The following is a 14,098-nucleotide window of genomic DNA, read 5'->3' on the forward strand; positions in this document are numbered from 1 at the left end:
CTGCGCCGCCCCCGCGGCCTTCGTCAGCGCCGAGGCGATCACGTCCAACTCACGGTCACCGATCGCATCAGAGACGAACCAGGCCTCGAAGGCGCTGGGCGCCATCCACACGCCATTGTCGAGCAGGCTATGGAAGAAGCGCCCGAATGCCGCGATGTCCTGCGTCTTGGCGGAGTCGTAGTCGGTGACTTCCGTATCGGTGAAGAAGACGCTGAACAGGTTGCCCCAGTTGTTGATGCGATGCGGCACACCGGCCGCCGACAGCGCCTCGCCGACCATGCTGCGCAGCTGGGCGCTCACCTGGTCGAGATGGGCGTATACCTCAGCGGTTGCGTGAGACAGCGTGGCCAGGCCGGCTGCCGCCGCAGCGGGATTGCCGCTCAGCGTTCCGGCCTGATAGACCGGGCCGGCCGGTGCCAGCAGATCCATCAGTTCCGCGCCGCCCGCCACCGCCGACATCGGCAGGCCACCGCCCACGACCTTACCGTAGGTGAGCAGGTCCGGTGCCCAGCCCTCGGCCTGGGCGGCCGCCCCCAGGTACCCGGTGGGACCAACCCGGAAGCCGGTGAGTACCTCGTCCAGAATCAGCTTCGCGCCGAAACGATCGCAGATCTCGCGCAGCCCCTTGTTGAACCCATCGGGCGGGACGATGACGCCCATATTCGCGGGCACCGCCTCGGTGACGACCGCGGCGATCTGCTCGCCACGGGCAGCAAAGACTTCCTCGACCAGGTCGAGGCGTCCATAGGGCAGCACGATCGTGTCAGCGGCAGTACCGCGTGTCACCCCGGGAGAATCGGGCAGGCCCAGCGTCGCCACCCCCGATCCGGCCGCCGCCAGCAGCGAATCGCTGTGCCCGTGGTAGCAACCCGCGAACTTGACGATCGCATCGCGCCCGGTCGCGCCCCTGGCCAGCCGCACAGCCGTCATGACGGCTTCGGTGCCGCTGGAGGTGAACCGCACCCGCTCGACCGGCTCCACCATCGAGACGATTGCCTCGGCGAGCGCCAATTCGGGCAGACACGGCGCGCCGAACGACGATGACGCCTCGACGCTGCGCTGAATCGCCGCGACGACATCTGGTTGGGCGTGTCCCAGGATCATCGGACCCCAGCTGCCCACCAGGTCGACATACTCGCGGCCCTCGGCATCGGTGATCCAGGCGCCGCTGGCCTTCGCGGCGAATCGCGGCGTCCCACCCACGGCACCGAACCCCCGCACCGGCGATGACACGCCGCCCGGCATGACCTGCTTTGCCCGCGCGAAGAGCTCTTCGTTGGTGGCCATCAGTTCTCCTTCAACCAGCCGGCCACCTCGGTGGCCCAGTAGGTGACGATGATGGACGCCCCAGCCCGCTTGACGCAGGTGAGCGCCTCGAGGATGGTCGGTCTGCGCGAGATCCAGCCGTTCGCTGCGGCCGCTTCGATCATCGAGTATTCGCCCGAGACCACGTAGCTGGCGACCGGGACGGTGACCTCGGCGGCCGTCGCCGCCAAGATGTCGAGATAGGGCAGCCCCGGCTTGACCATCACGATGTCGGCGCCTTCGCCGACATCCAAGCGCACCTCACGGATCGCCTCGATCGCATTGGCCGGATCCTGCTGGTAGCTACGCCGGTCGCCCTGCAACGACGAATCGACGGCCTCACGGAAGGGCCCGTAGAAGGCGGACGCATACTTCGCGGCATAGGCCATGATCATCGTGTCGGTGAACCCGGCCTGGTCGAGCGCGGTCCGGCAGACGCCGACCTGGCCGTCCATCGCCCCCGAGGTGCCGACCATGGTTGCCCCGGCCCTCGCCAGCACCACAGCCATCTCCTGGTAACGCGGCAGCGTCGCGTCGTTGTTGACGCGGTCCTCGGCGTCCAGCACGCCGCAGTGACCGTGATCGGTGAACTCGTCGAGGCAGAGGTCTGCGATGATCGGCAGCTGCGGCACCGTCTCGGCGAGCACCCGCACTCCGGCGGCCAGGATGCCGTCCGGATTGGTCGCCTCCGAACCGATCGCGTCCTTGTGCACCGGAACGCCGAAGAGCATCAACCCGCCGATACCGGCCGCCTCGGCCTCCCGGGCAGCCTCGGCCAGACTGGCGAGACTGTGCTGCATGACACCGGGCATCGCGGTGATCGGGCGGGCGTCGTCCAATCCTTCGACGACGAAAAGCGGCAGCACGAGATCGGCCGGATGCAGCCTGGTCTCGGCGACCAGACGCCGCACAGCGGGTGTTTGACGTAACCGTCGGGGACGCTGGACGAGAGACAAGACAGACTCCTTCAAGAGCGCAATCAACGATGACCACAATAGGACGCGGACCGTCGCACGCGTGGAGCACCCTCAGCCCAACAACCCTCCGAGAGCGACACCGAGCAGCGCCGCGGCGAGACAGCTCAGCGCCATCGCCGTGCCGAGGCCGACCGCGGCCAGCTTGCGGCCGGCTCGAACCAGCCTGGCCAGCTCGACGCTCGCCGTGCTGAAGGTGGTGAACCCACCGCAGAACCCGACCCCGGCGATCGTCTTGACGTCGGCGGGCCCCCCGGCGGCGATCCAGCCGGTCAAGACGCCCAGCAGCAGCGAGCCGAGCATGTTGATGATCAGGGTCGTGGTCGGCACGGATTGCCGGATTCGTTCGCTGAGGAAGCCGTCGAGAGTGAAGCGAGCCGCGGCGCCCAGCCCGCCGCAGATGGCCACCCAGATCCCGATCATCGGCGGCCTCGCTGAGCGCGGTCGATCACCCGGCGTGTGCCGATCATGGCCAGATAGGCTGCGCCGAAGCCGAGCACCACGCTGCCCACCAGATAGCAGACAGCCGCGAACGGATGACTTGTTTCACCTAGCCGCACCGTCTCCAACAGGAAGGTGGAGTAGGTGGTGAAGCCGCCGAGAACGCCGGTGCCGAAGGTCAGCTGCAGTCTGCGGCGGCGCTCCTCGTCCGCGACCACCAGCACCAGCAGCTCGGACAACAAGCCCAGCAAGAACGCCCCGGAAACGTTGATCCCGAAGGTCGCCCATGGCATGAGATGCTCGCCGGACGCCGTGAAAGCAGTCTCGATAGCGTTGCGCATCGCGGTGCCGGCCATGCCGCCGAGCATCACCAACGCGATGAGTTGCGGACGCGCGTGGGCGGGTCGCGAATGCGAGGCAGCAGGAGTCGCGGTCATCCGAGCGGGATCTTCCAATCGACGACCGTGGTGGGGACGATGAGCACCGGACGGTGCTGATGGGCGGCCAGATGCCTGCCCAGGGTCCCCTCAAGCAGCCGCCTGACGCGGCCGCTGTTGCCGGGGCGCCTGGTGCCGACGATGATCATACTTGCGTCGACCGCCCGTGCCAGATGGGTCAGCGCGCGGTCCGCGCGTCCGGCCAGATAGCGAAACTCCCACTCGGTGGGGCCTGTGGCCAGCACGGAGTTCAGAGCAGCGATGAGTTTGTCACGGCGCTGCTGCCAGACCTCGTCGTCTGCGAAATCGGGATTCAGGCCGCTGTGTTGCACGGTGCCGTCGGGGAATTCGCGTTCGGTGATGCGTTCCGGATCGGCGTAGGCGAAATAGACCTTCGCCTGCAAGGTCTCGGCAAGCTTGGCGGCGGTGATGACGACGATCTCCGGCTGCCCCGGTTCGACGCCAACGACCAGGGCGTTTCCCGCGAACGGAGTGATGCGCTCGATGGCCGGCTGCGGAGTCGTGTTCATGCCTCCAGCATGCTCCCATTCCCGCGAAGATGGCGGGCGATCGCGTCGGCGACTGCCGACGGTTTCGTGACGCCGATCTCGACCGGTCGCCAACCCAGTTCGCGGCAACGCGCCGCCGTGATCGGTCCCACGGCGAAGATCGAGAACTCGCCTGGTGGTTGTGGCAGCAAGGCTGCCAGCGCGGACGCCGCGCTCGGCGAACGCACCAGAACCCCGCGAAGGCCGGCCGGATGGGGCAGCCGGACGCCGTGGCGCGGCACCGTGTCGTAGACGGCGGCCTGCTGCAGCTGCCAGCCCGCGGCGGTCAACCCGTCGGGTAGCAGCCGGCGCGCCCGTGCGGACGCCGGCAGCAGCGCGGTTCCGGGGGACTGTTCCAGCAGGAAGCCCAGCAGGTCGTCCGCGCTGATCCCCGGCGGAGTGACCGTGTGGTCAACCGAGGCCGGCAGCGAGGCAGCGGTCGCGGTGCCGACGGCGGCCACCTGCAGCCCCCTGGCCAGCGCCTCGGTCAGCACCGAGTCGAGCTCGGGAACCAGCGTCCGCCAATACCGCCAGGTGCGCGGCGAGGTGACGATCAGCCAGGTCTGCGGATCGGCCTCGCTCAGCCGGTACGCGAGCCTTCGGGCAGCGCCCGGTTCACGCGCGGGGACGACCTCGAGCAGCGGTTCGGCCACCGATTCGACGCCTACCTCGGCCAGCGCCCGGGCATCGGACTCGTTGCCGTCCGGGCGGATCAGCAGGATCGGATTCATGGCATCGATCTCACGACATCTTCGGGGCGAGTTCGACGCAGATTGCCAGCCCCAGCGCGGTGGCCTGGCTCGATGAGCCAACACGCCCGGTCCGTGAGATGCGCTCGAAGACGATGCCACGATGGCCGCTCACCTCGACGGTCAGCTCGAGTCGATCCTCGTCAATCCAGGTAGCCAGAGCGCCAACGGCGGTGGTGCAGGTGGCCTCGATTCCGGCCAGGATCGCCCGTTCGGCGGTCACCGCGAGCCTCGTGCGAGCATCGTCGATCGCGCCCAGCTCGTCGGTCAGTTCGCCGCTGCGGCATTCCACCGCGAGAGCCCCCTGGGCAGGAGCGGGCAGCAGCACGCCGGGATCGATGAACTCGGTGATTGCCGCTTGGCGTCCCAGGCGCAGCAAACCGGCCGCGGCGAGCACTGCGGCGTCCACCTGGGCCTCGGCGACCTTGCGAAGTCTGGTGTCCACATTCCCTCTGATCGCGACGACCTCCAGATCCGGGCGAGCCCGTCTGAGCCCGGCCGCCCGGCGTGGGCTGGAGGTACCGACCTTCGCTCCGGCGGGCAGCCCGGCGAGGCCGAGGCCGTCGCGCGAGCACCAGGCATCCCGCGGATCGGCGCGCGGCGGTATCGCCGTCACGGTCAACCCGGGCAGCGGCGCGCTGGGCAGATCCTTGAACGAGTGGACGGCCAGGTCGATCCGTCCATCCAGCAGGGCATCGCGCAACGCCGCGGCGAACGCGCCGGGCCGCGACGGCGAGTCCAGCGGCACCGTCAGATCGTCGCCCTCGGTGCGGACGACGACCAGGTCGACCGCGCGGCCGGTGGCTGCGGTGATCGAGTCTGCGACCTGCTGGGATTGGGTTCGGGCGAGCAGCGAGCCGCGGGTTCCCAGCCTCAGCGGGGCAGCGGCAGCCGTCTGGCTCATTGGTTGTCGACCTCGATTCCGAAGACCTTCTCCAGTGCCGACGTGAATTCGCCGAGATCGCCGTTCTGCGCCGACGCTGCGGCACGGACGGTCGGCTGGTGAAGCAGAGCGTTGGCCACCCGCCGCACCGAGCGGCGGACCGCCGCGTCCTGCTCTCCGGACGTGTGCGCGGCGGCCGCGCCGAGTTCTTGATCCACGATCCGATTGACGTAGGCGCGCACCGCGAGGATCGCCGGATCTGCCAACCGGGCGCGTTCGGCTCTGAGATAGTTCTCGACGGCCTCGTCGATGAGTTCGCTGGCATGTTCGAGAGACGCGACATGGTCGGTGGGAGCATGATCGCCGACCACATCCAGATCGATCAGGTCGATGCCCGGCGTGCTGGCCAGCTCGGGCGAGACGTCGCGTCCCAGTGCGAGATCGACCACCGGCAGCAGCTCGTCCAGGCCGTCGCGGGCATCTGCGACCTGACGAGCGGTGATGCGATGGGTGCGGCGACCTCGTCCACTACAGGCGACCAGCACCTGGGCGTCGGCGAGCGCGGAGGGCAGCCGGTCTTCGGTGACGGGGCTGACCGGATGGGTCCGTGCGAAGGCGGTGGCGCGTCCCGAGGACGAGTAGACACTGACCTGTGCGCCGCGGCGCAGCAGATCGGCGGTCACCACCCCGGCGTAGGCCCCGGTTCCGACCAGCAACGCCTGCCGGCCGGCCAGGTCACCGTGTCTGGTCTCCACCAGGTCGAGGGCGATCGAGGCGACCGAGCGTCCCATCGCCCCCAGAGCCGTGGCGTTCGCTATCGATTTCGAGGTGCCAAGCGACATCTGGAAGAGGCGATGCAGAGCGGGGCTGGCCTGCTGGGTGTGGCTCTGCAGTGCTGAACGCACCTGGCCGGCGATCTCGGATTCCCCGACGACCATCGAATCCAGTCCGCAGGCGACCTCGAAGAGATGCCTGACCGCGTTGCGCAGACCATAGACATCAATCACCTGGACGAGGTCTCCGGCGCCCGCCTGCGTCAGTAGATCCCGTGTCAGGCGAACGGTCTGATGGAAGTTCTCCGCATCGATGTAGAGCTCGCATCGATTGCAGGTCGCCAGCATGATCAGGCCATTGATTCCGTGGGAAGCACGCAGGCTCACGCTCGCCTGCTCTGCGCAGGCGGTGAACTGCGTGAGATCGTCGGTCGCCACCTGATGATGACTGAGCCCGACCGCGAGTACTGGCACGGGCCATAGCGTATCTCTTGAAACCTCAACCGTGGCAGCTGGGTTCCGCGGGTCTGGGCGGCCCTCGTCCTCTGGAGGGTCCTCAGCAGACCTCGACAGCGATCGCCGCCCCCATGCCGCCTGCGATGGCGATGGCAGCCAGGCCTCGGCCGCCGCGTTCTTCGCGTACCAGCTGGGTGAACAGTCTGGTCAGCAGGACCGCCCCGGTCGCCGCCCAGGGATGCCCGAGGGCGAGCGCCCCGCCCTGGACGCAGTTGCGTTCATCGGGGATGCCGATCGCGTCCAGGCAGGCCAGGATCTGCCCGGCGAAGGCCTCGTTGCATTCGACGGCATCGAAATCGCCGGGCCCCAGTCCGGTGCGCTCGTAGAGCTTGCGTACCGCAGGGACCAGCCCGAAGCCCGGACGAGCGGGCATTCCGCCGATCGTCACCGCGTCGAGGATGCGCAGCCCGGGCAGACCCAGCCCGGCATGCGTCTCGGCGTCGGTCATCAGCACCATGGCGGCGCCATCGTTGACGCCGCAGGAGTTCGCCGCGGTCACCGTCCCGCCGTCCCGGAAGATCGGACGAAAGCGGGCCAGCCGCTCGGCGGTGAATCCCCGCCGCGGCCGTTCGTCCGATCTGACATCGGCGACGGGCACGATCTCGGCGTCGAAGGTCCCGGCGTAAAGCGAGCGCACCGCCCGCTCGTGAGACCTCGCCGCGTAGGCATCCTGCCGCTGCCTGCCGATACCGTGTTCGGCTGCCACCAGGTCGGCAGCCAGCCCCATGCCCGGGTCGTCGAAGCGCTCCGGTACGAAGGGCGCCCGGGTGAACTCCTCGAGCGCATCCGGGCCTGCGGTCGAGCCATCCGGCCAGAAGGTTCGCGGCTGCGTGGACGCGGACTGCGCACCCCCGGCGAGGACGAAGCCGGGATTCAGTGCGAGGGCGCCGCGGGCGCACTCGACGGCTGCCAGCCCGGCACCGCACTGCTGATCGACGGTCAGTCCGGTCACCCGTTGCGGCAATCCCGCATCCAGTGCGCAGTAGCGGGCGAGGTTGCCGCCCGGTCCGCGCAGATTGCCGAGGATCACCTGCTCGATCTGTTCGGGGGCGGGACAGCGGGCAGCCAACTCGGCGATCAGTGGTGTCACCAGCTGGTCGACAGTGGCGTGCTTCAGCGCCCCGTGCTCGGTACCGATCGGTGTGCGCACAGCGTCGATGATGACGGGTTGGTTACTCATGGCCGGTCGTCCTCCAGTGCCGTGCGATGCTCGCGGATCAGCGCTGCCAGCGCCGCCGTGTCCAGTTTGCCCGCCGCGGTGAGCGGCGGCTCGTCGATGTAGGCCCAGGCGCGTGGACGCTCCGCAGCAGACAGGTGTGCCTGTGACCACGACCGCAGCGCTTCGATATCGTCCGAACGCGTCACCGCGCAGGCCAGTACCTCCCCGACGACCCGATGCGGGATGCCCACCAGGTGGATCTCCCCGGTGGCCACCGCACGTAACCTCGCAGCCAGCGGTGCGAGTTCGACGGTGACGCCCCCTGTCGTGATCGAGCCCTCCCGGCCCGCTACGCATAGCCGGTGGTCGTCCAGCCGACCACGATCGCCGACGCTGGCGAAGCCGTCGCCGGCGAGTCGCCAGGGTCCTGGTGGTGAACCAGGTGCCGGACCATCCGAGAGCCAGGGCGAACGCACCCAGATGCATCCGTCCGAGATCCGTGCCTCGACCCGGTCGAAGAGTCGCAGATCGTCGCGGCAGCTTCCCCAGGCCACCAGCGAAAGTTCGGTCGCGCCGTAGTAGTGCTCGATCCGTAATCCCTGCCCGACGGCTTCGTCCCGCAGCCCTCGGTTCAGCCCGTCGCCGGCAACCAGCACCACCAGGCCGGGCCGCAGGCGTCCGGTGCCCAGCGCCCGCGCCAGACCCGACGGCGTCAGCGTGCAATGGGTGGCTCCGGCCGGGTCCGGCGACCAGCCGACGCCCGAGAACCCGGCGAGGCAGGCCGCAAAGAGATTCATCGTCGCACTCAGCGGCCCGGGAATGTGGAATCTGCTTGTCTGCGAAAGCCCCAGCCGGGCGGCGGCGAAGCCGAAAGAATCGGTCCACGACGCGGTGCTGCGCAGAACCGTTCGGGGCCGGCCGGTCGTCCCGGACGTGTGTACGGCGATCGGCCGTGCGTTGCGGTGGGCGTGCCAGAAGGCCGCCACCGGATCTGGCGCCACGGCGACATCGACGGGCTCGCCGTCGCATCGGTTAACACCGTTAAGGAGATTCATTGCCACAGATCGTACCGGCAGCGGCGTAATTGCGAGAGCGCCAGGCATTGGAGTCTAGGACTGCTATAGTGATGCGCGCTTGGCGGCTGGCCGCTGGGTATTTCCGGAGGCACCCCTGCACCCCAGATTTTGGTGGTGGTTTTTCCGATCTTGGGCTTGAGGTTCCTCGTTGTGGTGAGGCGGCACACTGCCCTGGCTGTGTCGCCCAATTGGAAGTGAGTGCGCGCGGTGGCGAGAATCGGCGGTAGCGATCCGACTCAGTATTCCTATGGCGCGGCTGACACGCTGATCAGTGCTGCGAACAAGGCTGCCGCTTCGTTGGAAGGGCAGCGCGGGTCACGTGCATCGAATGCGTCGACTGGCAGCACGGAGTTTCGAGGTCATTTTGCCGAGGTCTTCACCAGGAACGCGGATCTGGCGAGAAGTAGCGCAAATAGCCTCGCCGATGCGCTGCGCACCGTGGCCGACTACGCGACCCAATTGCGGGACGCAGCCAGGGCGGAAGATAAGCGACGCGAAGAAGCACGCGCATGGGAGGAACGCCAGCGCAGGCGTGAAGAGAATTTCTTCCTGGGGGCTTGGGAGGACATCAAGTCGGCTTTTGGTGCGGATGACGACCCGCGCCCGCCAGAACCTGAACCCGAGCCCAAACTTAGCTCGGATGGTGTGACCATTTCTGGCCGGGAGATCCCTTCTGGTCAGTCACAAACAGGCACGTCTTCAGCGGTTCCTGAGAATCTTCGCGGCTTCGCGTCAGGGACCCGTGGCTTGGATTCGGATATTAAGCCTGCGTTCACCGCGGTCAGCAATGCGTTGTCGACGTACGAATCTGACTGCAACGGTTATTGGGGTGACCTCAGTGCCCATTCAGTGGCGAAGGCTTGCCAAGATTGGGTGGACGCAAACGAGGCAGATGCTCAGTGGGCGGGTACGGTCGCCTCAGCTTTTGAGGCTGCGGGAAGTGGCTCGGGAGTCGTGACTGTGTCCGACGCGTCTATTGCGGCCGCTTTGGCCTCTGCCGGAGTCGATTCGCTCCGCGGTGATTTCATCATTGGCCCGTTTGAGGCGATCGGCACGCCTCCTACTACTGGTTTCTCCAACGATCCTGTGAACACTGCCACCGGGAATTTCTTGGAGCCCGAGGTGGATCTTCTCGGTGAGGGCGCGGCGGTATCGCTGGCGTTCACGCGTATGTACAACTCGCTGGATTCACGTGCTGGCGCGTTCGGTACTGGTTGGTGGTCAGTGCTTGATATAGGCCTGACACTGACCGATGAAGGCGCCAATTTCGTGATGGCTGATGGACGACAGATCCATTTCCCCCGGCTGGGCACAGGCTGGGATCGCGCTGCAGGCGAGAACTACTGGCTTGCCGCCGAGGACGATGCCGATCTTGCCGCTTTCCTGCGGCATGATGGCCAGTTGTTGGTCGTGCGGAACAATGCTGACGCATGGTGGGCATTCAACGCCGCAGGACGTGCGCTCGGCTGGAGCCTTCGCCCAGGCGCAGGGATCCGGGTGACGCGGGGTAATGACGGCCGAATCACCGGGCTGTTTCACCAGCGGGGCCGCAGCATCGCGGTCGAATATTTGGGTGACAGGGTCGCCTATATCGCCAGCTCGGATGGACGCCGGGTCGAGTACGAATATGACTCGTGCGGCCGGCTGACTGGTACCCGCAGCGAAGCGGGCTCGCGCGGCTACCACTGGAATGAGCAAGGACTGATCGATCAGGTCGTGTCGGCCGCTGGCGTGGTGGAATGCGAGAACGCCTACGATGACTCGGGCCGCGTGATCGAGCAGGTCACCCCGTTTGGTCGTCGGGTGCGTTTCGCCTATCTTCCCGGCAGAGTCACGTCGGTGTCGAATCACGATGGTTCAAAGGCAAATACCTGGATCTTCGACCGCAAAGGCCGGATCGTCGGCATCATCGACGCGGACGGCAAACGGCAATCGATGGCCTATGATCGTCACGGGAATCTGGTCTCTGTCACGCAACGTGACGGCCAGACCACGGTTCACGCCTACGATGATCGTGGCCGCAGGATCCGCACTGTCACGCCTGAGGGCGCCGATATTACCTTTGGCTACGATGAATCCGACCGGCTCACGACGGTGGTCACGGCCTCAGGCGGGGTCACCGAATGTGCCTACGCTTCAAGCAGCGATCGCAATCCCTCAACGATGATCGATCCGGTCGGCGGCCGCACGGAGATCGGGTGGCGCGACGGCCTGCTGACAAGCATCGCTGACCCCGAGGGTGTCGCATTGCGCTTCGGCTACGACGGCTTCGGTGATCTGGTGTCGATCACGAATATGGCCGGCGATACCGCACGTTTTGTGCATGATCCAGCAGGGCGGATCATTCAGGCGGTGTCCCCATCGGGCAATACGACCAAATATCGTTACGATGCCGCCGGTCTATTGACTTCCCGCCAGGACGCGGACGGCGCTATTTGGGCTTTCGAGCATGGTGCCGGTGGCAAGATCACGGCGACCATCGATCCATTGGGGGCGCGAACAGAATTCGAATACGGACCGCATGGGGAACTCGTCGCTACCAGGGATCCGCTCGGCCGGGTGATTCGCAGGCAGTTCGATGAGGACGGAAATCTGTCGTCGGTGACCTTGCCGGACGGGGCGGGCTGGGAATTCGTCCACGACGGTCTGGCGAGATTGCTCGAGATCATCGATCCTGCCGGTGGCGCGTGGAGCCGGGAATACGATTCGACAGGCCAGTTGACCCGCACGGTAGACCCGACCGGTGTGGTAACCGGGATCACCCATGATCGTTGTGACGGCGTGGCCAGCTTGCGCACCGCATTCGACGAGGTCACCGTTCAAACCGACGAGTATGGGCGGCCTGTCAAACGGGAGCGAGCCGATGGCTCGACCGAGGTCTGCACCTATGATGCCTGTGGCCGTGTGGTGGAGATCTTGGACGCCGACGGCGGTCTCACACGCATTGGACGCGACCAGGCGGGCCGCGTGATCGCTTTCACCAGCCCGGCGGGGCGCCTTACACGCTACGAGTACGATGCCTGCGGCCGACCCGTGGCAGCTATTGATCCGCTCGGTGGCCGCTCCACTCTCTCTTACGATCCGGATTCGCGGGTTGTTGCCCGCACATCACCCACCGGTGAGGTCACGCAGATCGACTATGACCCGATGGGCCGGGTGCTCCGGGAACGCATCCCGGGGTTCGGGACACGGCGCTACCGCTACGACAAGGCGGGGCGGGTGGTGGGCGTCCACGACGCATGGTTGGGTGAACGCAGGTTCAGCTACGATGCGGCCGGGCAATTGATAGCTGCCAGGAATAGCCTTGGCGGTGTTACGCGTTACGAGTACGACTCGCGGGGCCGGATGATCCGGGTCATTGATCCGGTGGGTGGAGTCACCACCCGTAGTTACACGGAGTTGGACAAGGTGGCGTCGTCCACTGACCAGCTGGGTCGCACCACCTACGCCAGCTACGATGCGGCTGGACGCCAGCTTTCGCAAACTGACCCAGACGGCGACACTCTCGAATGGTGCTACGACGCTGCTGGGCTCGCGATCGGGATGAGCGCGAACGGGCGCCCGCTGACTGCGATCGAGCGTGATTCCCGGACACGCACCGCGATGATCACTGACTACACCGCGCCAGGCGGGAAGGCGGCCCACGCCTTGCGGTTCGACAGGTGTGGCCGCCTCATCGAACGTGTCACCCACACGGCCGAAGGCGTCCGGACGAGTAGCTGGGTATACGACCCGGACGGCGTGCGCACTTCGATGGTCGCACCCGATGGCACACGGATCTCCTACGAGCATGACGCCGTGGGATGCACCACTCGGATCGTGCACTCGGTGTTCGGCGAGATAGGGCTCGGCTATGACGCGTCCGGAAGACTGTGCGAAAGCCGGGCCGGTGATATTTTGCAGGCCTGGAAGTACGCCGATGGCCAGGTCGTGGAACATTGCCGCACCACATCCGAAGGCGGCACGTCGACCAGCATCATCCGTGACGAGGATGGCCGCATCATCCGTATCGATGGTCCCGGCGGGCCGGTGACCTATACCCACGATCAGGCGGGTCAGCTCGTCAAGGCGGCCGGACAAAACCACATCACCACCTGGGCCTATGACACGTCCGGTCGGATGGCCCGCGAGACCGGCCCACAAGGGGAACGCCAGTACAGCTACGACGAGGCCGGGCAGCTTCTGAGCGTCAGCGGTTCGGACGGTGAACGCACCGAGTATGCCTACGACGGGCAAGGTCGCCGTATCCGGAAAACCCATGGTGAGGGCGTCACCGACTACCGGTGGGATTCGCGTGGCTGGCTGTCGAAGGTATCGCAGCACGATAGCGAGGAATCCCGAGATACCGATCTATGGGTGGACGCTTTGGGCGAACTCGCTCATCTCGACGGTAAAACTCTTTCCTGGGATACCGCGGCCATCACGCCCAGCCTGATCTCGATCGGGGGAACCAGCGTCTTCCATGGCCCGGGTGGCCTCAACGGCATCGACGGGCAGTGGCGGCAGCCAGCATGGCGGCAAGCCCGTGCGACAGCTGACGAAGATCCCTGGCAGACACTGGCTGGTGTCTCCGGAAGTTCCACAGCGGGCGCATCCCTCGGCACTGATGGCAGCGTGAATATCGCCGGCCTGGAATGGATGGGATCACGTGTTTTCGATCCTGCCTCGCACGGGTTCCTCAGCGTGGACCCACTGGCCCCGGTGACCGGGGCCGCCTGGGCCAGCAACCCCTACTCATATGCCGGGAATGATCCGCTGCACGCTGTGGACCCGCTCGGCCTGCGTCCGGTGACCGACGAAGAGTTGGGGGCCTATGCGGATGGTCTGCAAGGACCACTCGCGCAGGCGTGGAACGCCGCAGGTGATTGGATCTCAGAGAACCGGGACTACCTCATCGGCGGGGCAATGGTCGTCGCTGGCGGGGTGTTGATGGCGACAGGAGTCGGTGGCCCGGCAGGCATGATGCTGATGGCAGCCGGTGCAGACACTATCGTCCAAAAGGTCACCACCGGCGAGGTGAACTGGGGCGAAGTCGTCATCAGCGGCGTGCTCGGAGGTTTCACCGGGATAGGCGTGGCCGGCAAGCTGGGGCTCACCGGCCTCAAAGCCACCGTCGCGGCCGGAGTCGTTTCCGGGAGTGCGTCAGGATCGGCAACCGGCGCCTACCACTATGCGACCGGACCCGGCCCCCACACCGTGCAAGGTTTCATCGGCGCGACCACCACCAGCGGGCTACT

Annotated in this window: 11 protein-coding genes; 1 reads left to right on the forward strand and 10 read right to left on the reverse strand. The window is 66.6% G+C overall.

The features are described 5' to 3' along the window. From hemL to AAFP05_RS01955, 10 genes are all read right to left on the reverse strand, one after another. A partial coding sequence (hemL, locus tag AAFP05_RS01910) for a glutamate-1-semialdehyde 2,1-aminomutase (protein ID WP_341728162.1) occupies nt 1-1,287 on the reverse strand: 1,287 nt, incomplete at its 3' end. Beyond that, nucleotides 1,287-2,261 carry a porphobilinogen synthase gene (gene hemB / locus AAFP05_RS01915; RefSeq protein WP_341728163.1) on the reverse strand — a complete coding sequence of 325 codons (975 nt, stop codon included), beginning with the start codon at nt 2,259-2,261 and terminating at the stop codon, nt 1,287-1,289. The genes hemL and hemB, both read right to left, overlap by 1 nt. Nucleotides 2,262-2,333: 72 nt before the next feature. Further along, on the reverse strand, nt 2,334-2,702 hold the full coding sequence (locus tag AAFP05_RS01920) for a CrcB family protein (RefSeq protein WP_341728164.1): 369 nt from the start codon (nt 2,700-2,702) through the stop codon (nt 2,334-2,336). Beyond that, entirely contained in the window at nt 2,699-3,157 is a 459-nt protein-coding gene (locus AAFP05_RS01925; protein WP_341728165.1) for a CrcB family protein, read from the reverse strand. Before AAFP05_RS01925 ends, AAFP05_RS01920 begins: the two co-directional genes overlap by 4 nt. Then, nucleotides 3,154-3,687, reverse strand: a complete 534-nt coding sequence (locus tag AAFP05_RS01930; protein WP_341728166.1) for a universal stress protein — start codon at nt 3,685-3,687, stop codon at nt 3,154-3,156. Before AAFP05_RS01930 ends, AAFP05_RS01925 begins: the two co-directional genes overlap by 4 nt. Then, nucleotides 3,684-4,436: a uroporphyrinogen-III synthase gene (locus AAFP05_RS01935; RefSeq protein ID WP_341728167.1), complete on the reverse strand. Its 753-nt coding sequence runs from the start codon at nt 4,434-4,436 to the stop codon at nt 3,684-3,686. The genes AAFP05_RS01930 and AAFP05_RS01935 overlap by 4 nt, the downstream gene beginning before the upstream one ends. Nucleotides 4,437-4,446: 10 nt before the next feature. Further along, nucleotides 4,447-5,358 (reverse strand): hydroxymethylbilane synthase, encoded by a 912-nt coding sequence (gene hemC / locus AAFP05_RS01940; RefSeq protein ID WP_341728168.1) that lies wholly within the window; start codon nt 5,356-5,358, stop codon nt 4,447-4,449. Then, nucleotides 5,355-6,584 (reverse strand): glutamyl-tRNA reductase, encoded by a 1,230-nt coding sequence (locus tag AAFP05_RS01945; RefSeq protein WP_341728169.1) that lies wholly within the window; start codon nt 6,582-6,584, stop codon nt 5,355-5,357. The genes hemC and AAFP05_RS01945 overlap by 4 nt, the downstream gene beginning before the upstream one ends. 82 nt (nt 6,585-6,666) lie before the next feature. Beyond that, on the reverse strand, nt 6,667-7,806 hold the full coding sequence (locus AAFP05_RS01950; RefSeq protein ID WP_341728170.1) for a thiolase family protein: 1,140 nt from the start codon (nt 7,804-7,806) through the stop codon (nt 6,667-6,669). Continuing rightward, on the reverse strand, nt 7,803-8,840 hold the full coding sequence (locus AAFP05_RS01955) for an o-succinylbenzoate--CoA ligase (RefSeq protein WP_341728171.1): 1,038 nt from the start codon (nt 8,838-8,840) through the stop codon (nt 7,803-7,805). Before AAFP05_RS01955 ends, AAFP05_RS01950 begins: the two co-directional genes overlap by 4 nt. Nucleotides 8,841-9,947: 1,107 nt before the next feature. Between AAFP05_RS01955 and AAFP05_RS01960 the strand changes: the two genes are divergently transcribed. Then, a partial coding sequence (locus AAFP05_RS01960; protein ID WP_341728172.1) for a DUF6531 domain-containing protein occupies nt 9,948-14,098 on the forward strand: 4,151 nt, incomplete at its 3' end.

The sequence above is a fragment of the Brooklawnia sp. genome (assembly GCF_032229645.1).
Lineage (GTDB): Bacteria > Actinomycetota > Actinomycetes > Propionibacteriales > Propionibacteriaceae > Brooklawnia.